21 protein-coding genes are annotated in these 25,326 nt (G+C 35.8%); 5 read left to right on the forward strand and 16 right to left on the reverse strand.

Annotation, left to right across the window (positions count from 1 at the left end; genetic code table 11):
- Positions 1–30: 30 nt before the first annotated feature.
- A complete protein-coding gene (locus tag HBB17_RS10085; protein WP_167957369.1) occupies positions 31–528 on the reverse strand; it encodes a DUF5721 family protein in 498 nt (165 codons plus the stop codon).
- A 149-nt stretch (positions 529–677) separates the two neighbouring features.
- On the opposite strand from HBB17_RS10085, the gene HBB17_RS10090 reads away from it, so the two are divergent.
- Both HBB17_RS10090 and HBB17_RS10095 read left to right on the forward strand, forming a co-directional pair.
- Entirely contained in the window at positions 678–1,973 is a 1,296-nt protein-coding gene (locus tag HBB17_RS10090; protein ID WP_167957370.1) for a M18 family aminopeptidase, read from the forward strand.
- Between the two features lie 152 nt (positions 1,974–2,125).
- Complete coding sequence (locus HBB17_RS10095) at positions 2,126–2,329, forward strand: hypothetical protein (protein WP_167957371.1); 204 nt, start codon at positions 2,126–2,128, stop codon at positions 2,327–2,329.
- A 306-nt stretch (positions 2,330–2,635) separates the two neighbouring features.
- Here the strand turns inward: HBB17_RS10095 and HBB17_RS10100 are convergent, their stop codons facing one another.
- Genes HBB17_RS10100 through HBB17_RS10110 form a run of 3 tightly spaced genes read right to left on the reverse strand, consistent with a single transcriptional unit; the run spans position 2,636 to position 7,127 of the window.
- Entirely contained in the window at positions 2,636–3,307 is a 672-nt protein-coding gene (locus HBB17_RS10100; RefSeq protein ID WP_238483726.1) for a TraX family protein, read from the reverse strand.
- Between the two features lie 4 nt (positions 3,308–3,311).
- Positions 3,312–5,300, reverse strand: coding sequence for an alpha-amylase family glycosyl hydrolase (locus HBB17_RS10105; RefSeq protein ID WP_167957372.1), 1,989 nt, complete (start codon positions 5,298–5,300; stop codon positions 3,312–3,314).
- A 27-nt stretch (positions 5,301–5,327) separates the two neighbouring features.
- Entirely contained in the window at positions 5,328–7,127 is a 1,800-nt protein-coding gene (locus HBB17_RS10110; RefSeq protein ID WP_167957373.1) for an ABC-F family ATP-binding cassette domain-containing protein, read from the reverse strand.
- Positions 7,128–7,370: 243 nt separating this feature from the next.
- On the opposite strand from HBB17_RS10110, the gene HBB17_RS10115 reads away from it, so the two are divergent.
- The 3 genes from HBB17_RS10115 (at position 7,371) to HBB17_RS10125 (ending at position 11,680) form a co-directional block, all read left to right on the forward strand.
- Positions 7,371–8,999 (forward strand): ABC-F family ATP-binding cassette domain-containing protein, encoded by a 1,629-nt coding sequence (locus HBB17_RS10115; RefSeq protein WP_167957374.1) that lies wholly within the window; start codon positions 7,371–7,373, stop codon positions 8,997–8,999.
- A 199-nt stretch (positions 9,000–9,198) separates the two neighbouring features.
- Positions 9,199–10,290: an HD-GYP domain-containing protein gene (locus tag HBB17_RS10120; protein WP_167957375.1), complete on the forward strand. Its 1,092-nt coding sequence runs from the start codon at positions 9,199–9,201 to the stop codon at positions 10,288–10,290.
- 127 nt (positions 10,291–10,417) lie between these two features.
- Positions 10,418–11,680, forward strand: coding sequence for an HlyC/CorC family transporter (locus HBB17_RS10125; RefSeq protein WP_167957376.1), 1,263 nt, complete (start codon positions 10,418–10,420; stop codon positions 11,678–11,680).
- Between the two features lie 98 nt (positions 11,681–11,778).
- Here the strand turns inward: HBB17_RS10125 and HBB17_RS10130 are convergent, their stop codons facing one another.
- From HBB17_RS10130 to HBB17_RS10185, 12 genes are all read right to left on the reverse strand, one after another.
- Positions 11,779–13,632: a right-handed parallel beta-helix repeat-containing protein gene (locus tag HBB17_RS10130; RefSeq protein WP_167957377.1), complete on the reverse strand. Its 1,854-nt coding sequence runs from the start codon at positions 13,630–13,632 to the stop codon at positions 11,779–11,781.
- Positions 13,629–14,870 (reverse strand): right-handed parallel beta-helix repeat-containing protein, encoded by a 1,242-nt coding sequence (locus HBB17_RS10135; protein ID WP_167957378.1) that lies wholly within the window; start codon positions 14,868–14,870, stop codon positions 13,629–13,631. Before HBB17_RS10135 ends, HBB17_RS10130 begins: the two co-directional genes overlap by 4 nt.
- A gap of 245 nt (positions 14,871–15,115) precedes the next feature.
- The gene (locus tag HBB17_RS10140) at positions 15,116–16,441 is read right to left on the reverse strand and encodes an AbiH family protein (protein ID WP_167957379.1); all 1,326 of its coding nucleotides are present in this window, start codon (positions 16,439–16,441) and stop codon (positions 15,116–15,118) included.
- 67 nt (positions 16,442–16,508) lie between these two features.
- Positions 16,509–17,423 (reverse strand): hypothetical protein, encoded by a 915-nt coding sequence (locus HBB17_RS10145; RefSeq protein WP_167957380.1) that lies wholly within the window; start codon positions 17,421–17,423, stop codon positions 16,509–16,511.
- Positions 17,404–17,961 (reverse strand): hypothetical protein, encoded by a 558-nt coding sequence (locus HBB17_RS10150; protein ID WP_167957381.1) that lies wholly within the window; start codon positions 17,959–17,961, stop codon positions 17,404–17,406. Before HBB17_RS10150 ends, HBB17_RS10145 begins: the two co-directional genes overlap by 20 nt.
- Positions 17,958–18,104, reverse strand: coding sequence for a hypothetical protein (locus tag HBB17_RS10155; protein ID WP_167957382.1), 147 nt, complete (start codon positions 18,102–18,104; stop codon positions 17,958–17,960). The genes HBB17_RS10150 and HBB17_RS10155 overlap by 4 nt, the downstream gene beginning before the upstream one ends.
- 112 nt (positions 18,105–18,216) lie before the next feature.
- Positions 18,217–18,669: a hypothetical protein gene (locus HBB17_RS10160; RefSeq protein ID WP_167957383.1), complete on the reverse strand. Its 453-nt coding sequence runs from the start codon at positions 18,667–18,669 to the stop codon at positions 18,217–18,219.
- Between the two features lie 41 nt (positions 18,670–18,710).
- Positions 18,711–20,441, reverse strand: a complete 1,731-nt coding sequence (locus tag HBB17_RS10165; protein WP_167957384.1) for a hypothetical protein — start codon at positions 20,439–20,441, stop codon at positions 18,711–18,713.
- Between the two features lie 25 nt (positions 20,442–20,466).
- On the reverse strand, positions 20,467–22,143 hold the full coding sequence (locus HBB17_RS10170; protein ID WP_167957385.1) for an ATPase, T2SS/T4P/T4SS family: 1,677 nt from the start codon (positions 22,141–22,143) through the stop codon (positions 20,467–20,469).
- Positions 22,144–22,159: 16 nt separating this feature from the next.
- Entirely contained in the window at positions 22,160–23,083 is a 924-nt protein-coding gene (locus HBB17_RS10175; RefSeq protein WP_167957386.1) for a hypothetical protein, read from the reverse strand.
- Entirely contained in the window at positions 23,077–23,724 is a 648-nt protein-coding gene (locus HBB17_RS10180; protein ID WP_167957387.1) for a hypothetical protein, read from the reverse strand. The genes HBB17_RS10175 and HBB17_RS10180 overlap by 7 nt, the downstream gene beginning before the upstream one ends.
- A gap of 923 nt (positions 23,725–24,647) precedes the next feature.
- Positions 24,648–25,142, reverse strand: coding sequence for a hypothetical protein (locus tag HBB17_RS10185; protein ID WP_167957388.1), 495 nt, complete (start codon positions 25,140–25,142; stop codon positions 24,648–24,650).
- Between the last annotated feature and the right edge of the window lie 184 nt (positions 25,143–25,326).

Raw genomic sequence — 25,326 nt, forward strand, 5'->3', positions numbered from 1 at the left:
GCACTCATTCAAAGTGAGTGCTAATAATTCTTATTCTTCTTCAAATACAACTTCATAATGCTTTAAAAAACGCTTCATATTGCTATCCCATTCCTGTTCCACCGACTTATCCATCGTGAAGATTTTCATAGAAGTTCCTGTTATCATATGAAGACTTCCGTTCTCGTATCGTATATTCAGATACAGGGAACCAATCTGTGCTACATCAAAGTTCGGTAGTGCTTTCTCAATGATTTTCTTGGTGTTGGCCGGAGATAAAAGCAAGACGATTTTAAAGACCGATGGAACTTTCTTCCCTTTCATAAGGGAAAATGCAATGGGTTTAATCTGTGCCCACGTAGAATATCGCCGCTCTTGTAATTCTTCCTTCTCATCCTCATCAAACCAGCCAAGATTGAGATTTCCATTAATTTTAAATTGATTGAATGTAGTAATCTCCATTTCCGATAGGAGGAAATTATCGAATACATTCTGTATAAGTAATTGATTCATAAATGTTTTTACATCTACTACATGTAAAGAGACCATATTCTTCCCCTTTAATAACTTGTATTTTAATGATAGAATCCGTATAATAGAACTGTTCGAATTGTACAGGGTTACAGTTATTTATGACTCTATCGTAACACATTATACCACAAAGTCTGTGGTGGAAAAACAAAAATGGAGGATTTCATATGGATTTTGAAAAAAATGCTTTGGACTTAATACAATTTATTGAAACAGCCACTTCTCCATTCCACGTTGTATCTAGTAGCGTTGCTTTATTACAACAGAATGGATTTAGCGAATTAAACATGAAAGAGCCTTGGAAGTTAGCAAAAGGAGGCAATTACTATACAGTGCCATATCCTTCTACCGTATTTGCATTTACAATTGGAGAGTATACTCACGCTTCTTCCAATTTCCGTATCGTTGCAACTCATACGGATCACCCTTGCCTTATGATCAAACCGAATGCAGATATGACAAGCAATGGATATCGTAAGATTAACACGGAGATTTACGGTGGACCAATCTTGAACACTTGGCTTGATCGTCCTTTATCCATCGCTGGTCGTGTTGCCTTAACGAGTACCTCTATCTTTGAACCAGAGATTCGTTATATCGATATTCAAAAACCGGTTCTTACGATTCCAAACTTGGCTATTCATATGAATCGTGAAGTGAATAAAGGGGTTGAACTGAATCGCCAAACAGACATGATCCCTATTATCGGGCTTGTCAACGATAGTTTGAACAAAGATGATTATTTCATAAACTATCTGGCTAAACAACTTGGTGTTGAGAAGGATCAAATTCTTGATTTTGAATTGTACATCTACAATGCAGAAAAAGGACAATTAGTAGGTGCAGAGGAAGAATTCATCTCTTGCCCACGACTTGACAACCTCACCTCCACTTACGGAGCATTGCGTGCTATCACAAGTGGAAGCAGAAACGATGGAATAAATATGATTGCCTTATTCGATAATGAAGAAGTCGGTAGCAAGACAAAACAAGGAGCAGATTCCACCTTAATGACCATGCTTTTAGAGAAGATCTATGAAGGACTTGGTTTCTCCCATACCCGTTGTTTAGAAGCGATCATGCGCAGTATGCATCTATCCGTTGATGTTGCACATGCTATCCATCCAAATCACACAGAGAAAAGCGATCCTACTACCTTCGCTAAGTTAAATGAAGGTATCGTGATTAAGATTAACAACAACCAACGTTATGCAACTGATACGAAAGCAATCGCATCTCTACAACAACTTTGCGAAGCCGGTGACGTCAAATATCAAAAATTCGTTAACCGTTCTGACATTGCAGGTGGCGGCACACTTGGTTCTCTCGTTTCTTCACAGATTCCAATGTTAACGGTGGATCTTGGTATCCCAATGTTGGCAATGCATTCTGCCAGAGAATTAATGGGTGTGAAAGACCAGACCTATATGAATCGTCTTCTCTATACATTTTTCACAGCTTAGTTGTTTTACAGTAATGATATTTTTCGTAAGATTTCATATTCATGGATTTCTCTTACTTTGATTAATAATAAATCTTCTTGTATATTATGGAAATTTTCGTTCATACTTCAGTTATAGAATATTCTAAGGAACGGGTATGAAAGGAGATTTCCATGAGAGCAAGTATAAAAACATACCAAGATGTAGCAGCTCGCTGTAGTGAATACTTACCAATTAGAAAAGATAGTATGATGAATCGTTCGGGTGAGGAAACAATATCCTGTATGACCTGTCGACATTTTGAACAGGAAAAGAACTTCTGTAAAATTGATCGTTATGATCGAATTGTACGGAACCATCATATTGTAGAAGAATAGAATAATTAATACTGCATTGCTTCTTAAGTAGTAATAAAGCAAGGGCCAAAGGATCATTTCACCTATGTATAACACCATGTGAAATGATCATTTGACCCTTGCTTTTTTATTTTATTTGGATTTGGGTGTAAAAAGCCCTTATTTATTTTGAGGTCAATTTGCACAATTTAAGTTTGTCTAACATGTAATACAGGATATGGTTCACTCCGGGCACGCTCTCGCCCCGCTGAAGTTCGTAGTGGTACAACCTTATTTGAAAATATCTACTGTCTTATATAATCACGATTGATTCTTACGTTTTTTATATTATAGAGAGCTTTGCAACAATGCAAGTACAAGTAAATGGATCGGATAGAACCCATAGAATACATACCGCATACTTGGCCCTTTCTTTCCATTATAGAATGCGATTGGCAAGAGGGCTCCTAAGGCGAATAGTTGAATCAAATTACCAAAGCTCATACAGATTACAAAAACAGCTAGGAATAAGTGATTCATTTGTTCTCGATATAGGTAGAATCCCAAGATCAGGAATATCCCCATCATCTGGTAATCGGTATGGGCAAGCCAAGCTACAAACGCCATGGCTGCACACCATAGATACGGAAAAATCCTCGTTAACATGTTCTGCGTAACAACTTTACTCCGTATGAGATCCAGCACCCAAATGGTCAACAACCCAAGAAACAGGGTAAAGAATACATTTTGGTGCTCCAGATAAATCCATTGTTGATAAAAACAAATATCAAATGGAATCTCTGATAGGAATGCAAAGATCCCTAACCGAATCAAATAGTTTCTTTTATTTCTTGTATGAAAATACCCTTCCACCAACAAGAAACAGTAGATCGGAAATGCCAATCTCCCGATACTTCGCAAGATCAGATAACCTGATGTACCTTCCTGCAAAAATACTGCTGCTACATGGTCAATCAGCATCGTTAACAGTGCTATGCTCTTTAAGACAAATACATTCACCCAGTTACTTCTCCTTACTCTTTACACTCTGTTCATTTGACTCTTCACTTCGTAGAATAACAATGGAACGAGGTTCAACCATTACCGTCCGCTCTGTTTCTAACATTTCCTCTTTTTGCACAATGGACGTATGCATATAACACTTCCATACCTGTCCCATTGGAAGTCTTGGAAGGGCAAATTCATGTTTCTCCCAATGCATATTATAAGCAATATAGAAGGAATTCTTAGCTTTATCTGTTTCTTCAGACACATATGCCCCATTGTACATCACACCAAAGATTCGACTATAATAAGAAAAATCTGGATACCATGCCTTTGTTCCATGAAAAGACAAATCTGGACAGCCACAGGAACGATAGTCCATCATTCTATATTCTTCTGCTTTTCCAAAAACACCATATGTTCTTCGTATCGCAATCAGTTTCTTAATAAATGCTTCTATCTCTTCATTTTGCTTACGAAGATTCCAGTTCAGCCATGATGTAGCATTATCCTGACAATACGCATTATTATTGCCATTCTGGCTATTCCCCATCTCATCTCCCATTAGGAGCATTGGCGTTCCTTGGCTTAACAGTAACATCACAAGTGCATTACGAATTTGCTTGCTGCGTAATTCTTTGATTTTTTTCTTGCTCGTCTTACCTTCTGTACCACAGTTCCAACTATAATTGTAATCCGTACCATCTTTGTTTTCTTCGCCATTGCACTGGTTATGTTTCACATCATAACTGACAAGATCGAGTAAAGTAAACCCATTGTTATTCGTGATATAATTGATCACACCGTATTTTTCAGAATTCCGACGAACTCGGTATGCGAATGCATTTACCTGTTCTTCATCACTCTTTAAGAATCTTCTAGCATCTACGAGGAAACCATCATTATACTCCGCAAGATTCCGATACCGTTTGGGATTTCCGGCCAGATATTGCTCTTCCCATGCAGTAGCTAGGAATTTTGTTCTTGATAAAATTGGGTCTTCTATGATCAAACGCGTTAATACAACATTCTTATTCACGCTAAATCCATCGATGTGATACGTAAAATACCAGTAGTGAAGACAATCAAGAATCATCTGCTGTGTAACATCTTCTGTAAAATTAAATTCCATTAGTACTTCCATTCCTTCCTTATGAAATGCTTGTACCATCTCTTTTAATTCTTTCGCTGCACAGGACGGATTGCTTGCATAGGAAGCTTTTGGTGCAAAATAGTAATTATTTTTGCTATATCCCCAATAATTCAAACGATACGGTATACGGATTTTCTCCGTCTCTTGCATGTTGTCCATTGGATAAGTTTCCGATAACATTTCTTTTCGATAAAGATCTTCTTTTGCAATGTTTACAAATGCATATTCTGCATCTTGTCTGCCTAACACATTTCCAGGGGAGCGTACATAATTTTCTTCCACTAAGATTTCTTCAAACTCGATAATAGGCATAAGTAGAACACTATTTACCCCTAACTCTTTTAAATAAGGAATCTTCTGTATAACACCCTGATACGTTCCTGCTGCTTTACCAACACCTGATGAACGATGTTTGGTAAATCCTCTTACATGTAGTTTATATAGAATAAGCTTTTCGTAAGGAATCTCTAACGTTTGCTCTTCCATCCATGGAAATTCTTCAAAAGACAAACCACTTCGTATTCCATAGGGACTTAACAAATGGCTATGATTGCCCCATTTTTCTTTTCCGCGAATAATTGTACTATATGGATCAACAACAATCTTTCCATCTATTTCATAGACATAATCATATTCTTCATATGGAAGCCCTTCCAGTGTAACGGAATAAATCTCTCCCACACGATAATCCTCTGGTATTATAATCTCTTGCTTCTTTTTATGACTTTTCTTATGCAACAAAACTAATTTACATTCTTCGCAACAAGGAGATGCAATGGAAAAATTAATCTTCTCCCCAACTTTTGTAGCTCCTAGTGGTAATGGAGTACCCTTACTAACCCTCAATTGATTCATATCTTCCTTGTCTCCTTACTTTCTAGGTTATGAATTATTCTCTTCAATCTTTTGCGCTAATTCAGAAAGATACATCCAACGATCCATCTTCTCTTCTAATTGCTGTTCAGCAGCTTCTTTCTCTTTCATGAGATCATTCAACTTTCCAAAATTCGATGCATTCTTTTCCATCTCTTTTTCTAACGTTGCAATCTTTTCTTCCAATGCTGCGATATCATCATCTATCGTTTCATACTCTTTTTTCTCACTATACGTAAACTTAATCTCATTGGAACGATCTTTTTTGTAGATTTTCTTTTCTTCCTTCACAACTTCCTGTTTCTTTTCTTCAACAGGTGTATCTCCCTTTGCAAGATGGTAATCGGTATAACCACCTTCGTATTGTTTTACTATGCCATCTTCTTCAAATGCAAAGATACGATTTACCATTCGATCTAAGAAATAGCGATCATGGGATACGGTAAGGACAACTCCTTGGAAATTGTCTAGATAATGTTCCAATATAGTCAACGTCTGAATATCCAAATCATTGGTAGGTTCATCGAGGACCAGAACATTCGGCGCACTCATTAATACATATAATAAGTACAATCGTCTCTTTTCTCCACCAGATAATTTCTCAATCAGGGAATACTGCATCGCCCCTGTAAATAGGAATTTTTCCAACATCTGTGAAGCTGTGATACTTCCATCACTTGTTGTAATGTATTCCGCAACACTTTTAATATAGTCAATAACTTTCATTTTTGGATTCATTGCTTCATTTTCTTGGGAGAAGTAACCAATCTTTACCGTCTCACCAATTTCCACATAACCAGAGTCTGGTTCGATGATCCGATTCATCACCTTTAATAAGGTAGATTTTCCACAACCATTTTTTCCAATAATACCAATTCGGTCATTTTTTAACAAGATATAAGAGAAATCTCGAAATAATACTTTTTCTCCATAAGACTTTGAAACTTCATGTAATTCAATCGTCTTCTTTCCCAATCTTGAGGATACCGAGGACATCTCTATACTTGCTTCTTCCTGAGGTTTTTCTCGATCTCTTAACTGTTCAAATCGTTCAATATGTGCTTTCTGTTTTGTTGATCTTGCTCTTGCACCACGCATCATCCACTCTAAATCTTGTCGATAGAGACTCTTATTCTTCCGTTCTGTTGCCAATTCCATCTCTTCACGTTGTGCTTTTAATTCTAAGAAATTCGTATATCCTCCAACATATCCATATAGATTTCCTTTATCAATCTCCACAATACGATTTGTTACCTTATCTAAGAAATAACGATCGTGGGTTACCATGATAATCGCACCGCGATATTGATTCAGGTATTTCTCCAACCATTCTGCCATATCATTGTCCAAATGGTTTGTCGGTTCATCAAGAACTAAGATATCTGCTGGATTTAAGATTGCTCTTACCAGTGCAAGACGTTTTCGCTGTCCCCCTGATAAAACTTCAATTTTGCTAGAAAGATCTCGAATACCAAGACGATCTAACATTGCTTTCGCATCTGCTTCTTTATTCCAGTCTTTCTCATGGGAATCCTCGTCTTGTAACATAACATTTTCCAAGATATTTTTTGACAGATCAAATTCTGGGTGTTGCGCAAGATATTCGATTTTAATATTTCGCCCCGTTATCACTTCTCCTTGATCCGGTACTTCAAGCCCAGCAATGATCTTTAGCAAGGTGGATTTTCCTGTTCCATTGATTCCAATGACACCAATCTTATCTCCTTCTTGTATTCCCAAGGATACTTCTTTAAAAAGAATCTTGTCTGTATAGCTTTTAGTAATTTTCTCTATTGTTAACAAATTCATGTAAATACTCTCTTTCCTTTGTCAATTTTTAATCCTTTTGCTCACTAATCATTATATCCTATGACTAAAATTGTTACAATCCCCAAATACTTTTACCCCATTTTTGTAAAAAGGCTTGCAAAATACCAAATTTACGGTAAAATAGAGACTGAGACGAAATAGTCATTTTTATACGAATGGTACTCCAATTAGGGAGTTACACATTATGTAAATGAGTACAGAAATAGAGAAAGGTTTTAAATTATGATACAAGCATGTAATGTAACACTTAGATTAGGTAAACGTGCTCTTTTTGAAGATGTTAATATTAAGTTTACCGAAGGAAATTGTTATGGTTTGATTGGTGCCAACGGTGCTGGTAAATCGACTTTTCTAAAGATATTATCTGGACAAATTGAACCAACACAAGGTGATGTTGTAATTACACCAGGTCAACGTTTATCCTTCTTACAACAGGATCATTTCAAATATGATCAATATGATGTCCTAAGTACAGTTATCATGGGTAACCAAAGACTATATGATATCATGAAAGAAAAAGATGCCATTTATGCAAAAGAAGATTTCACGGAAGAAGATGGAATCAAAGCCAGTGAATTAGAAGGTGAATTTGCTACATTAAATGGTTGGGAAGCAGAATCTGATGCTGCTACTCTTTTGAACGGATTAGGTATTGAAAATGAAATCCACTACAAACAAATGTCCGAATTATCTGGTAGTGAAAAAGTCAAAGTTCTGTTAGCACAAGCTTTATTTGGTAATCCAGATATCCTTTTACTTGATGAGCCTACCAACCATCTTGATATTGATGCCATCCGTTGGTTAGAAGAATTCTTAATCAACTTTGAAAATACCGTAATCGTCGTATCCCATGACCGTTACTTCTTGAACAAAGTTTGTACCCATACAGCTGATATCGACTACGCGAAGATTCAACTTTATGCTGGTAACTACGATTTCTGGTATGAATCAAGTCAATTGATGGTTAAACAGATGAAAGAAGCAAACAAGAAGAAAGAAGAAAAGATCAAAGAATTACAAGACTTTATTCAACGATTCAGTGCAAATGCTTCTAAGTCAAAACAAGCAACTTCTCGTAAGAAAGCTTTAGAGAAGATTGAGTTAGATGATATCCGTCCATCTAGCCGTAAGTATCCATATATTGACTTTAGACCTTCTAGAGATATTGGTAATGAGGTTCTTACTGTTACCAATCTTTCTAAGACAATTGATGGTGTGAAAGTTCTTGATAACATTTCTTTCATCATTGGTAGAGAAGATAAAGTTGCATTTGTCGGTCCAAACACCCTTGCAACAACTACTTTATTTAAAATATTAACTGGAGAATTAGAACCAGATGAAGGTGAATACAAATGGGGTGTAACAACGAATCATTCCTATTTCCCTAAAGATAATACAAAAGATTTTTCTGGTGATGAAATGATCGTCGATTGGTTAATGCAGTTCTCTCCTGAAAAGGATGTAACGTACGTTCGTGGTTTCCTTGGTCGTATGCTTTTCGCTGGAGAAGAAGGCGTTAAGAAAGTTAATGTATTATCTGGTGGAGAAAAAGTACGTTGTATGCTATCTAAGATGATGATATTAGGATCAAACGTTTTAGTTATGGATGAGCCTACTAACCATCTTGATATGGAATCCATTACTGCTCTTAATAATGGATTGATCAAGTTCCCTGGTGTTCTTCTATTCACCTCACAAGATCACCAATTCATTCAAACAATAGCAAATCGAATTATGGAAATAACCTCAAATGGTCTTATTGACAAGATTACAACATATGATGAATATCTTGATAATGATGAACTCGCTAGAAAACGTCAAGTCATGAACATGACAACAGACGAAGATTAATAGCCTACTTTGTTTTCGTTATTTTATTTAAGTTATAGCAATACAAGATATATAAAGGGATTGTTTTGATAAGAGAATGCTTTGGATCTTAACATTGGTTCTTCCTGTCTATTAGGCTGGTTTTGTTTGGATTCCATCTCTCTTATTCAAACAAAGTTTAAAGATTTGGAAGTTAATGTAGATAGGGAGGTTTTCACCAATGAAGTCACGTACTATTTTTACATTCCAAGCAAAAGACGGAATGTGTATTTCGAAAGATGTATTTAATTCATCAGGACAATTATTGGTAGCTGAGGGAACAGAAATCAACGGGAAAGTAAAAGAAATGCTTAGTTTTTATTCCATCATGAAGATTACTGTTTATGACAAAGAAATTGCTGCTAAAGTTCAGCCTGCTCCACCTGTTATTGACACCAATACGTACTCACAACGTATTAAAAATAGTGAGAAGTTCCAAGAATTCAAGAAGACATTCAGTGCTAATGTAAAACAGTTTCAGACAAGTATCACATCATTCGTTAATAAAGTTGGTGATGTGGACCTAAAAGAATTGAATAAAGAACCGTATTCTATGTTACGTATCAGCGATACAACAATTAGTGTATTCGATATGTTACATAACATTGAAGATTACGATGATTCCACATACTCCCACTCTTTGAATGTTGCATTGATCTGTAATGTTATCGGTCATTGGATTGGCTATAAAGAAGATGATATCGAGATGTTAACGCTAGCTGGTTTGCTTCATGATATCGGGAAATTAATGGTACCAGAAGATATATTGAGAAAGCCCGAAAAACTTACTGATGAAGAATTTCAGTTGGTAAAACTTCACCCTATCATGGGTTACGACCTTGTAAAAGATGAAGATATTGATCCTCGAATCAAAGATGCCATCTTAAAACACCATGAGCGTTGTGACGGTACAGGATACCCTTCTATGTTAAAAGGCGATACCATTGGAGAATTTGCTAAGATCGTTGCCATAGCTGATATCTATGATGCCATGACATCTCGCCGTGCATATCGCGATGCGCTATGTCCATTCGAAGTTATTCGTCTTTTTGAAGATGAAGGCTTCCAAAAATACGATACAAAGATTCTGATTAACTTCCTTGAACGTATTGGTCAAGCATATATCAATAACAATGTACAATTAAGCGATGGAAGAAGAGGCGAGATTATTCTGTTAAACAAGAATGCATTATCAAAACCTGTTATCAAAGTAGCTGATGGAGTTGTTGATTTATCGAAACAACATGATCTCGTAATACAAAAAATGTTATAAAAAACAATTGTTCAGTATCTAAGCTATATCAGTTACTGAACAATTTCTTAAACAGGAACTTTACAAACAAATATTACTGCCCTAGGCATGTAATATAAAACTATATTGATTAAATGGAGATGATATTTTGGACCCGAGTGATGTCACGCAGATTATTATTTTACTAATTCTATTACTACTATCTTGCTTTTTCTCATCAGCAGAAACAGCACTAACCACAGTTAATAAACTACGAATACGTAGCTTGTCAGAGGATGGCGTAAAAGCCGCTGATACCGTTAGCAAATTGATTGAAGACCCATCTAAGATGCTCAGTGCTATTTTGATTGGTAACAATGTTGTTAACTTATCCGCATCTTCTCTTGCTACTTCTTTCGCAATTAATCATTTTGGTAGTGTAGCTGCTGGTATAGCAACTGGTATTCTTACGATCATGATCTTAATCTTTGGAGAAATAACTCCAAAAACCCTAGCAACAATTCACGCAGAGAAACTCTCTCTTCGCTATGCAGGTAGCATATATTTTCTTACGCAATTATTGACACCTGTAATATTTATCGTTAATCGTATCTCTTTATTTCTTTTGCGTCTGCTTCGTGTTGATCCAACTGCAAAAGTATCTGCGATTACAGAGAATGAATTGCGTACCATTGTTGATGTCAGTCATGAGGAAGGAGTAATTGAAAGTGAAGAACGTAGAATGATAACCAATGTTGTGGATTTTGGTGATTCACTTGCAAAAGATGTAATGGTACCTCGTATTGACATGGAATTTGCTGATTATGATCTTACTTATGATGAATTAGTTACAGCCTTTTCTATTGAGAAATTTACACGTATGCCTGTATATCAGGAAACCAGAGACAATATCGTAGGAATTGTTAACCTAAAAGATGTATTTTTCTATCAAGGGAAAAAGGAAGATTTCAAGCTGAAAGATATCATGCGAGAACCTTATTTTACGTATGAATATAAGAAGACATCAGAATTATTCATAGAAATGAAAAAGGAATCCATACCTTTAGCGATTGTACTGGATGAATACGGTGCAACTGCTGGACTACTTACGTTAGAAGATCTCATCGAAGAGATCGTAGGCGACATCAGAGATGAATATGATTCTGATGAAGAAGATTCCATACAGTGTATTAAAGAAAATGAATATGTTGTAGATGGAAATACTAAACTAGATGATATTAATGAGATCATTGGTCTCCATATCGAATCCGACGATTATGATTCCATTGCTGGCCATATAATCGGTCTTTTAGACCACTTACCTTCTCAAGGTGAAACAGTAGAAGATGACCATGTAATCTATACCGTAGATGCGGTAGATAAAAATCGTATTGATAAAGTTCATATCGTTGTTCTACCCGAAGAAGAATAATATTGTGTTCGCACAATTCATAAGATAATAAAGGCTGCTGCAGATTAATTTCTACTCATTCGTTCGAAGTTGATCTTGCAGCAGCTGTTTTATTTGATCTAGGCAATATTATCTGGTTTGCATTCTTTGAATTCACAATGAATAATCTGATGACCACCTGATTTATCAATTGCTCCTCCACTATACTCAGATACACACCGTACAAATCGACAATTGGATATTTCTCCTCGTGAACCGTACATAATCACACCAGCGCCACTCTTCTGTCGGCAATTAATGAACAAACAGTTTTGAATTGTTCCTGCACAAGAATAGATTGCCCCATCCTGACAATAAGAGAAGATTGTATCGCTTATCTTCGGCTCCATTGCATCGTAGATTGCACGGCCATTCTTAATATTCTGGAACAAAGAATGAACAACAATCATTCGACTGCCTGTAGCACGAAATACAGAACTGGTTCCTCTTCCATCGAATTCACTTCGCTCGATCACAACTCCACGACAGCGACTTACTTCGAACATATCCCGCTGGCGTAACCCATCTGCAATCACTTTTGAACGCTTAATCTCAAGTATACCTTTGCATAGAATAGGTTGCCTTTGGTAGATTACAACATGATCCAGATTTAAGATTCCCAGTTCCGTTACCCGCAGTGGAATATCCAAAATGGTTGCGATATGAATCCGATATTCCTTATCAATGACCTTTTCTTCATGCCCATGAAGATACTGTATAATCTCTTCTTCTTTTGGATAACACTCAATATACTGGCAATCCATTACGTTGGATTTTACTTCATTGTTATAAAAGATTGCTCCACCATGATCAAGAGCATAACAATGCTTAAATGAACAGCAGGCTATGATAATCTGTGCTCCAACATAAATGGCCCCACCATTTTGTGCTTCACATTCTGTAAAAATGCAGTTGCTGACATTTCCATTCCCCTGTTGAATCTGAATGGCTGCCCCATTTTCATTGGTATAACATTTATGAAAACTACTCGTATCAATTTCTATCTGGTTTCCCCAGAATTTGATTGCACTATTTTTTGTTGTATGATAAATCTTTGAGTCTTTCATTCGAAGATTTCCATTCTTTTGATTGATCGCACTACCTACATAACGACAATCGATAATGGAATTCTCTATGGAAACATCAGAATAGCTCTTCACTTCGATCAAACAGTTACCAGAATCCGCCTTATTAATGATCGTTGTATCCCGAATGATCAAAGTACCACCATCCACAATGATCGAACCATACAAGTAAATAACCGCATGATCCAATACCAACGTTCCTTCTTTGGGAACGATCAATCGATCCTTAATCGTACAGGCATCCACTATTCTTGTCTCTTTTCCAGGTAAAACCGATTTATTCTCAATCTCCGTCACATATTCCATGTCAGGCATATAGTATTTTAATTCTGTCATGGTCAATGGTAAGTTCTCCTTACGCATAGTTGCAAACAGCCGAATGCACTGATCCATATTGTTATCGTAAGCTGCTTGGACAAATGCCCATAACAGTTGAAGGATTTCATTAGGAATACAGAATAAATTACGGTAATATTCAATCGAATCTTTTTCTTCCTTGCTTAACGCATCTTTTCGCAGGCTTACATTAATCAAATCCATAATAAACAGGTATTGTTTCAGACGATCTGCTACATTCCATAGTACGTGGTCGGCAACCCGTACTTCTTCTGTAGCAACTCTTATGATCTTCGCAATCTGCTTTGGGTCAAGACCAAGTCCTTTTACCATCAGCCGGCCTAATTCATAGTTATTCAATGTATTACTATCTTTGTTCAAGGTAGCATGAGAAAACACTCCTTCACAATATGCTATCTTTTGTTCCATTGTTTCTAAGAACAATGGGTGTTTAGGAGACATCCATGATTTCTTCTTCCTGTTGAATTTGGTCAATAAATCTGTCTGTTTCATGGGCGTTCCTCCTCACATGCATTAAATACGATACTGTCTTCTGGTTCACATCGTTCATATTCACACCGGTAAACTCTCTGCCCATATTTCATATATGCAAAATAGATTGCTCCTCCAAGGTATTTACCACTACAGTTGGTGAAACGGCTGTTAGTTATGCTGGAATTTGATAATGCATTGGAATAGATTGCTCCTCCATGTTCCTCCATACAATGAAAGAACTCACAATCATCAACTTCCAATCGCCCTAACTCTTTCACGCGTATACCACCTACCATGCAGTCTGCAAACGTCGTTCCATTGAGAATCAAAGAATTCCCTGTAAAACGTATTGCAGGAGCTAATTGCGTATTGGTAATTACTGCATTATTAATCGTCAAACAACCTCTGTTTTGTACAAATGCACCACACTTAAAGTTACAATTCAAATCTAATGTATTCACATCAGCATGTGCTGTATTACTTATATGAAACAAGGTATCACTGTTACAATCCTCTACTGTCATACGAACGGTATCAATCACAATTCTTCCACCATCAACCATAATACTACCATTGATTTTAATCTCACAGTTTTTCAAGATCAATACCGCACCATTCGTTACAGCTACCTGTCCATGAATACGAGACGGTTTATCAATAATAAATTTTTCACCAGCATTTAGAATCAAATTATCATAGGTATCTTCAATTAAGATATCCTTACAGATATATTTTAATAAATTATAACTAATTGAATAGCCATCTTTGATAAACTGCTGGTATAATTCTACTGCCTTTTTCGTATCCTTATGAAAAGCTGCTTCGTTATATCGAACAAAGAAGTCCTTTTCTTCTTTAGAAAATTTAAAGATTGCAAAATAATTACGACATATTTCTTTGGCAAATTCTTCAGACCATAATGAATAATTGCTTAACCTTAAAAGATCAGAGGTAAAGGTGTACTGTTTTTCCTTGGTATCAAGAATTTCAAATACATCATTAATCTTGTAGTCAAAATTGTTATTCATATCTTCTACAATCTTCCCTGCATAAGAAGATGGGAGTTTAATATACGTAAGAATTTTCTGATATTCATCAAGCAATTCTTTCATACTCTTTACATTTCCATATGCCAGCACACCTAATCCAAAACAATAATTATACTTAAAGGTATTATCCTTATAGGCAAATGGGTGAATAATCTCATCGGAATCGAAACCATTGTTTTTCTTTTTTAAATATTCTAATATATCCATACTCATCGCATCCTTGCTTTCATGAACTTAAGGCCTATTCCGTTAAGAACAAACTCCTATACTATATACATCGGCAATTTTTACGAATTTACTTAACAAAAGTAAAGTATGCAACCAATTTTCTTTACAAACCGTTCACATATTCTTCAATTCCTCTCCATACTTTTTACACATTTAACTGGTATTCTATATACATGAAAGGAACAATAACCATTTTTTATAGATGAATTTTTATAGATGATTTTTCATAATTCCTCCCTTGGAAGACTACCAGACTCGCAAGATGGTAGTCTTTTTTTCATTGCCTTTTGTGGTTGAAAAGTGATGGTCTTAGTCGGTCCACCAGTTCTTCGAATCAGTTCATCTTGCCCGATTACCTTTACAAGATTTGCAATTTGTCGACCAAATATCTCATCATTACAATAGTAGATCACTGTTTTTACGTTATCATTTAACAACAGATCTCGTATAATATCCCCATCGGTAAGATCGAGAGAATGACCAAAGATATATAAGTAATGCTGCTGGGTAAAAGCAGACACAGGAACACGAAAGCCTAGTCCATGATCCTGTTCTCTGTTACTACGTTCAATTTCTTCTTCATACCGTTTTCGGATAGTTCCTACCCAGTTACGATATTTGTTTCCGGTCCTCTTTCGAATCCTTTGATAATATTTTTTGAATGTGATAAACGCAATATCACTATTCTTTCTCTCTTCAGGAAGATATTCATCAATTCCAAGTACCATGTTATTGGTTTGTAGTGTATGGGTTAGTTCTGCTTTCCCATGTATGTAATCATATTCTACTTTCCCATGTTCATAGATCTTCTTATAGGTATCCGTATAATTAAATGTAAGGATTTTATTAGGTTTAATTCCTAAAATATCTGGTGACTGTATGGAACTCTCCAGTTTTTGTACATAATTTGCCAAATAGATTTCTAAGCAACGTGTTAAGCGATTTAGATCATCATATAACATATAAATCAGTTTAGAAAACGTAATCTTCTTTTTCAGTGTTCCAGAGTAATCGCCATGATCCAATGTCCATGCATGATCTGGATTATCATTGGTAAACCGATTTCGTAAGAATACATTCGTTAATGTCTCTACTTCTTTTTCCTCGTTTCCACTCATATCCGCATCCACAGATTGAATCACATGACTAATCTCACTTTCAAAATCGATCCAATTTTCTTTCTCATACATTGGCACCTGAATAAAATAGGCAATCCATGTATTGTTCTTGGCATTCTCCAGTAAAAAGCGATTTCGTTCCATAATGTCTTGTTCTGTTCTAGAATCACAAAAGTTCTTCACCAATTCGTCCCGCAAACAATCTCTATACTCTTCGATACATTGGACGGTATCTTCATTTGGCTGATTCAATTGATTTTTGAGTGTTTCACATAATCGATCTGTAAAACGTTGTATACACTTTACTTTACTGGCATTGTCTTTGTGTTTCCCGATTTTTCTGACAACACACATAAAATCTAGAAAATTCTTGTAGGTCGTAGGCAGACCATGTGCCAGATCAAAACCATTCCCTAAAACAAGTATCGTCATTGTTTTCTCCTTTGTTTTTATATGATTCATTTACTATTAGTATAGCACAGTGAATCCTTTTTCTCCATCACTTTCCCTTCTCCTTATAGAGCCTTGCTCCTCCCAGTGCCACCTTATTATAATACCCCAATGTGGAATTCCCATATGGATACCCCTGAAACAGCACAATCATACTAATGTCATTAACCGTACGATACCATTCCTCATTCGGAATAACAGGAAGTTGAAATTGATATTGTATTCCATACTTTTTCGCTATTCGATTATGTTGTTCAATGGAACGGCTGAATTCTTCTGTAATGCACTGTATAATAACAAGCCGTCGTTCCTGATCAAATGCCTCCCTGCTCTCAGGAAGAATTTCTGGATACATTCCTACCAAATCATTATATACACCTTCTTCTACTTCCATTGTACTTAGGTTTTGAATTCGAATATAATCCGATAAGGTATATTGAATAGCAAACCCCTTTCGTTCTTTATAAAAGAGATACTTTTTACTGATCTCCATGCTTGTATTCCATACACTTTGATTCTCCCATAATAACGGCTGATCTTCCAACATTGTTGAACTTATTACTGGAGGAATATTTACTACAGAAGTGCCACCTATTGAATCATTTATTGAAGATTCCTCAATCTTTTGGTTCATAAGATATACTCCATCATCTACAACATAGGCAATCACAGGTGTATATTGAAGTAGCATACTCTCCGTTAAACTCTCTGGACTTGCGCCCAAATTCCATGATAGGTATCGAAAGAATGAGTGGGTAATCTCCGCATAGTCGATCGTTGTTCTTTCTCCCATGTCACAGTCAACCACTTCCAATAGTGCATCAGAAACTGCATTATCTAATGCATTGTTATAACGGTTTTGTGCCCTGGATATTGCTGTGAGTGCAGCTATTTTTTCATTGATTACAAGTGCGACAATCAGAAAAATTGCCGTGAAAACCAAACTAAGGTTCATATGCTTCATCTCGTATCATCCCTCCGTATATTGCAACATATTGTTCCTGTAGTGGATTTGTTCCTAGCACCATTTCTTGCATCCGCTGTGCAAGGGACTTTGTTTTTTCCTTAACCTTCACAGTAATATAATCCCCTTGATGAAAAGGATAAAACTTCTCTTCTGTTTCATAAAGAACAGTAAGCAAATCCTCTGTATAAAAGCAATGATACTGTTTCATGAACGTCGACATCTGCTGGGAATATGGTACTTCTTCCCATTCATCTTCTTCAAGCATCTCTCCATTGTTCAAAACATACTGCAAATGATACTGGGTTATCTCGATCTCATATCGTTGCGCTCCCATTTGTATGTTCTTTTGGTATTCTTCATACATTTGCCTCGTTACATAGCCAAGGTTGCGAATTGAATCAACGAAATAGGTTGTCTGCATAGTAATGTGTTGTTGCATGAGTAGATCTTGTTTCTGTGCTACATATTGTATGGGACAGAGAAATAATAAGAGCACTGCAACAAAAATTGCAACTATTTTTCCAAATGCATTCATCTCATTCCTCCGTCGTTTGGATAAATTGCATGTTGTTCATAGAGCTGTTGTTTAACACAGGTAATTTCTTGATTCATCAAATGATTGAACCAGATTAATCCCGATAAAGCCAAACAAAAGACCACAACTGCAGCCGTACTCATAATCACCTCTTTGCTATTTTCCATATATGTCAGGTACCCTTCTTTCATATTTTGATGAGAATGTTCAGAGTCAATGTTGAAACAGAACATATTGCCTCTGAACAACTTGCTATTAATTCACTTGTGTAAAAGTAATGCCAATAATGGTATAGTTCACATCCCGCACAATACTTCCTAAAAATTGTGCATTAGGATTGATATATGCAGTACTCAGTGTATTCTGTGCTGACTTAACCGATGCACTGCTTGTCCCAATTACCTCCGTCTGCTTATCATCTAGGACATTATCATAGTATATTGAACTCTTTTTTGTATTTACCATAATCGCAATGTCTCCGTTTTTAAATTTGTTGATCACATTGACAACTTCACTTCCCGAAACATTTAACCCATCATACATAACTTTATCACTTTCATTGAATTCTGCATTTAGTTTTGAGATTTGCCCTGCTCCACTGGCTGCTGTATCCCTTGCCTCTCTCGAGATGTAAAAACCTAATGATATTACAATGCAGGTAATAATGGTACCTGCTGCTAAAATTAAACCTTTTAAACTATTATCCATCTTTCATTTCCTTTCTATAATATGTGTCTATAATCCATTTCCTACGTTATACTCTGCATTTGCGATACATAACTTAAAAATTGCGTAATACTTTCTAATACAAATGGAATAATCAAATATCCTCCAATAACCATTCCTAATGGAAAAAATGATACAAATTGTCCAACAGCTCCACGATCATCGGTATTAATTTCATTGTCCTGTTTTCTTTTCTCAATGGTATAGGCATAATCTGCCGGAAGTTCTTCGAACGCTTGATATATCCCAATCCGATCACTAACTTCTAGATTTTTGATTAATTGTCGAAACGGAATGTATGTCATCGTTTCATAAAGCTCCTCCAAAGCTTTTTCCTGATCCTGTACGTATTGTTCTGAGCAGTCTAGAAGTGCTTGTTGAAATAAGTTACTGCCATAACATAGCCATTCTAACATTATCTCAATTGTCATCTTAGGAATCGGTGTAAGCATGATCAAAATAGCCTGTAAGGACATTGTTTCCTCCTCCAGATCTCGATTCTTACATCCCGCTTTAATCGTTAATAGCAAATTCGGAATCCAGTATACCAAGATTGGCACGATGATACACCCCAACACCAATGGAATGCATTGTATATCACTTCCTCGCAATGTAATTTCATCTTGGAGCAGCGTAATTGGTTGAATGGTATATTCCAAAAGATTCTCTCGGACAATCAACGTTACACTTAACCAAACCATTGCAAGCCAAGCACTTAATCCACATAACATCTTAAGTAATAAAAAAGTTACTACATTATAGGATGAAGATACAATTTGTAACTTACGATGAATGGCTTCCCAAACATTTTCTCGCTTATGTATCACATGTAAAAGAAAATGTTGTATGCTTTTTCTTTTACTGATAGCTTCTAAACAGGGATGAAACCCTTTTACTAAAATTTTTGGTTCTAAGAGATAGCGGTTAATCTCCAAAACCATAACTGTGACAAAACAGATCAAACATTTCATTAAGATTCCATAACTTCCATCATAATAGCGGATCAATTCTGGTAAATTCCAAACACTCCAATTTCGAATAAAATCTAAAAAGAATACAGGAAACACCGTAACAAATAATACACCGCTAAAACGATGGGCTAAACGCTTACGATATAACAATTCATTATGAATCTCATCTTTCATGTGTCCAATATTTTTCAAAAAGGAGGAACCTCCAGAGACGTATGTATCTCCATAAGTCATACATGATTTACATAGTATAAAAAATGTTAGTAAATAAGAAATAGACACGTTTTCCTTATACTGTTGAAGTTCCTCCTGTTCTTCCCATTCCAATGCTTCATATAATTGTCTGATATGACTACCGATTGCATGATTCGAATCCCACAAGGATTCCTGCAATGCTTCCTCCACCATACCACAGTTTTGGTATTCATTTCTTACTACTACAAGATATTGCTCCAATTCCACTAACAATTGGTAATATCGTTTTCTTATATATATAAATTGGTATATAGCATGTACGAGATAAATCCCAATTCCAATCATTATGATTCGTTCTAGTGTTGCATTCCATACGAAACAAGCAAGCAATAGGAACAAGATTTCGTATATACACTCTGTTCTAAGATACTTTATTGTACGATTACGTATCTGCTCTTCCTCACCAGGGGTATACCACTCCTGAATTCTTCTTGCTTTGTAAAGGAATCCAGAGAATATAGGGATTTGTTCTAGATAAGAATAGATTCCAAATAACCTGTTTTTTCGTCTCTCTTTCGTAAATCGCATGCGATCTTGTTTATTTCTATAGCTCCTATTCACTAAGATTCCTCCATTCCAAGATATTTTGATGGAATTCTTCCTCTTCTTGTGTAGATAAATGTTTACTAATCTGGAGCAGTTCTTCCTCCCGTATGGCATGCTTAAACACATATTTTCCATGCTCATATACTACAAGATCTCTGGTTTCAAATTGTTGTTCTGTACTTGTATTCATTGTCATTGCATGATACGACGTATGAATTATCTGTTGTTTCACCGGTACGATCTGTGATATTCGTTCAATAAAACGATGCCCATCTACATGTTTACTCATATGAACATCAAATTGTATAGCATCTACTGCTTGTCTAGTAGCTGCTACTTCATTATGAAAGCCTCCTTCTGTAAGCAAGGCATTGCGCATCCAATAGATTAAATCTCTCGTCGTTTTTGCATGATGTGTAAACAAAGTAAAAAGGGATGCAACTTGAGACATAGAAATCATCCAACTTGCAACACGTGCTGAAGCAACTTCGCCAAGTATGTTTACTGTACCATCTGTCTTCTTCCCGAAGTCTAATGCTTCCATTCCTCCAATCGAATCCGTTTCTTTAAAAGAGACGATATTTCTTGTCGGATAGATTTTTCGTAAATGTAATTCAAATGAAAGCTCTTGTACACGTAGATTAAATGTAGGACGAATATACCGTATTAAGGACATTAACAACGTTGTTTTTCCAGAACCTTGCTCTCCTGTTATTGCAACTACCTGGCAACCTTTCATTAGCCATTTTAATAATTGAATTGGAATCATACAGTTGTTATCCGTTATTAGAGTATGTAAATCCTTCTGTAACTCCTGATGAAATTTTCGTACAAACAACACCCAGCCTTCGCAAAAAGGTGGTCTGGCTACAGCAATTCGAGAACCATCCATCATCTCATTTACTATATACCCACGAACTTCGGATAAGTGTCCTGGATTATTATATCGATAGATATTCTTGCATACTCGAATGAGTTCCTTCTCATTTTCAAAGCCGAGGAAAGAAAGATGAATCGATTTTCCCTTATAAAATAGCCAAATACTCTTGTAGGAGGCTGGAAGATCTTGAACCTCCTGTAAACGTTCCAATTCCATACCTGGGGTAATTCCAGAAACCCCAGCTGATATACCATCAATGGCTTGGTCTCGAATCTCATCGATTACGCCATTCCCACGGTACCAGGAATAGATTCTTTGACTTACAATATGAAGCTTATCATAAAAATCAAGTTCGATATGTTTCTTTCTATAGATTGCATTAATCTGTTTCTCCGTAATTTCATAATAATATTCTCCCTCTTCATTGATACTTGGGTCATCAAGATGAAATTGATCAATCATAACAGAAAGTGCCTGCTTGTCATACTTTTGCGTATAATGATAGAGCAATATGTCAAAGGTATCTCTTGCAGTACGTTCCTTGCTCTCAAAAGGAATCAATTGCTCAAGCTCTTCCTCCGTAAGACTATATTTGGTAAGAAGAATATCTGCGATATATTCCTTAATATACTTCTTAGCATACCAATCTCCAAACGTACAAGTTTTTAATGCTTGTCTCAGTTCTCTTCTTTTTAAACGAAGCCTCTGTTGTTCTTCAACTGCCATAGAATGATCATACAGATGTTCTTGCAAAATTTGATGAAAGGTATTCTGAATCTCTATTTTTAAATCTTGCAAATTCATTTGTCTTTCTTGTTTTTTATACACTTGCAATGCTTTCTTTATATGAAACAGTCGTAGCACCTCCCTTATGGTCATTGGATATTCCTACCTGATCCACAGATATCGCTGCTCTTACTTTCTTGAACTCCTCCTTTTCTCGCCGTATCGCATAGACAGCATCATAAATTTGCTCTGCACTTACTCCTATTGCATGGGCAAAGGAGCATGTTTTCTCACGCTTCTCTCCTTCTAATTGTCCTATCAAATATTCCAATACTTTTCCCTCCTGTATCGCATTTGCAAATGCGGGCTCATATGGAAGGTAATTCAGCTGTTCTTTTGATAAACCATATTTTCTTTTTATATTTCTTAGATTAATTTTTGAGGAAGATTGATATTTTCCAAACAAGTAACTGACATGACGATATTGTTTACCAATACGCATAGCTGATTGTACTGATTTGTTGTGTTGCATAACATTAAATATTACCAGATCCGCTTGTTCAAGGATTTGAGTTGTACTTCGTTGCTTATTCTCTTGTAAATCACATAGGATGAGATCATCACTATCCTTACATAGGGTTATAAATTCTTGTAACACCTCACTAATCTCTTTTTCAAATACCACTTCACTCCGTATCGTATTTATCAGATGGTACAACTTACCCGGATATATTTCTTTAGAGAAATGTTGTAAATCAATTTTATCCTCCGTTCTCCCTCTATGAAGTTGGCAGAATATCTCTTTCGTTCCATTCATGTGATATTCCGTTAATTCCTCTTTCAATAGCTGGTAGCGCGTCCTTGGTGTAACTAGATCTTGAATCTCATTCCAATTTCTATGGTTTGCCCACAATATGATCTTTTCCTCTTTTGTAAGAGCCAAATATGATGCGATACTGCATAAATTACTTGTGGTCCCTGTATTTCCTCGTATATCGCTATAGAAAACAATCAGCATTCCACTACTCCTTTCTTTAATTGCTGTAATGCATACTTACATTTTTCTTCTGGATATCCACTAATATCTGTTACTATTCGAAGTAGCGCTTTTTGCATATCCACAGATAATTCTTTTAATAGAATGGATTCTTCCAATTCTAAGCATAAGCGATAATATCGATCATAACTGTCCAGCCAAATCTCCTGTACAAAACATAGTGACCCACATTCTGGGTACATTCGTAGAAAATATCGCGAAGATAATCGTTTATTACAAATATCCCGCACCAACAACATACAATCTTTCTGTGTTTGTAAGATAATTTTTGCAATTTGATCATTGTTTTGTTTATGAAGATCCGTAACCATTATGCGATAATCCCATTCTTCCTGTTCAACTCCAAACACGTTCAACTGGTCATAGGCAATCTCGATCAATACATAGGTATAGGAATTTTGCATATCTGGATGATTTTTCAACCAACTATAATTGCAGTTCAACCAATCCAACCCCATATAATAATTAGGTTGATACTCCTGTTCTTGCCCCTCATGTATTGACACGACCAAAACTTCCTCTTTCCACATTCTTAGCATATTCCCTACATAATACACAAGATCATGCATGGGACCACCAAGAAAAGCAACGGTTTTTGCCATCTGTTTTCCTTCCTCCCTCCATTATTTTTCTTAAGCATTCTTTCTACTTTATGTACGTTTAACGACTTTCCCAAACTTTTTTGTTTTTCTAAACCTTCTATCTCCTTCCATAAGACATTTTACTCATTAAAGTCCATCATCTACGATAGTCGTTTTTATAGTTTTGTTGATTCTCTTAGATTGATTTGATTTGATATGGTTTGTTTGAACGAGTTTGTCTGAATGGAATTGATATAGTTTGCTTGAATTATTAGTTTGAATTCGTTTACTTGAATGCGTTTGTTTGATTGAATTGATTTGGTTTGTTTGAATGAATTTTCTTGATTGAATTGATATGGTTTGTTTGAATGATTTTTCTTGATTGAATTGATTTGATTTGATAGAATAGATGCTTTTAATGAATCTGTTTGAAATTGATTGATTTGTTTTAATTAATTCCTTAAAGTAATTATTTCAATATTCTTTTGGTTATTCACAGCCAAAAGTTCTCAATTACTTTTGATTTAATGGATTGGAATTGTTCATTTGATTAGGATTCGTATTCATTGCTTAAGGTAATGCACTTAACATTCATCGCCTTTACCATGCCGTTGAAACAACGTCCTATGAAAGAATTCGTGAATTAAAGATTGAAAAACGTAAGACAGACTAGAAATTAATGAAATGTAAAATTTACTCTTACATTCAGATTAGATAGACCAGATTACTTACTTGTTTCGGTTAATGATGATTATATCCTATATTTCCCATTTTGTAAACTCTTTTTTTTGTTTGAATCCACTTTCTTTAATCGTTTCGGTCTCATCCCATAGTACTAGATGTATTGCTTTATTATTGTGTTTGAATATGGTATTTCTCGTTTACGTAAATATGCTAATCTTAGAAAAGTAAAAGGGGTGCCACATCTGTGCACCCCTTCAATTTTAATCTGCATCATCAGCAAGTTTAGCTGCCTCTGTAATTTTTGAATTAGCCGTTGACATAAATTCATCGCCTTCTGATACACCAGCATAGAATGCATCATATGCTTCTTGATCAGTAGCCACATCAGCTGTACAGCCTTCAATTGCTGTACGATAAGAAGCAATTCCGTTAAGTGCTTCTTCAGCACCTTCTTTAAATAATTTCTGTGCTTCTTTATAACGTTTTGGTGCAGACAAATCTCTTAATGAAGTAAATTCCTTCTCCATTGTATCAAGATCTTCCAATGCTGCTTTCTTATTATCCTCATTTGTCACATCACCTAGATAAGCCTGTAAATCTGTGATCAATGTAGAATTAGCAGTTGTTGCATTATTAACGGCAGCCATAACATCATCATAATACTTTTGTTCTGCTTTTCGATCGGAACATCCCGTTAATGCCATTGCAAAAAGTACAGTTAACACAGCAATTACAATTTTACTAATCTTCTTCATCTTACCTCCCGACTCATATCATAGATTACTATGATATTACCACAATACAATCAGATAGGAACGTGGTAATTCTGCTATTTTATCTGATTGTACGTAACCCTTATGTATGTAACCATTGGCTACAATGAATATCGTAACAGAAATGAAACATAATTTCAATATTTTATTTACATATTCAGTTCTT

This window comes from Anaerosporobacter faecicola, from assembly GCF_012070565.1.
Taxonomy (GTDB): Bacteria; Bacillota; Clostridia; order Lachnospirales; family Lachnospiraceae; genus Anaerosporobacter; species Anaerosporobacter faecicola.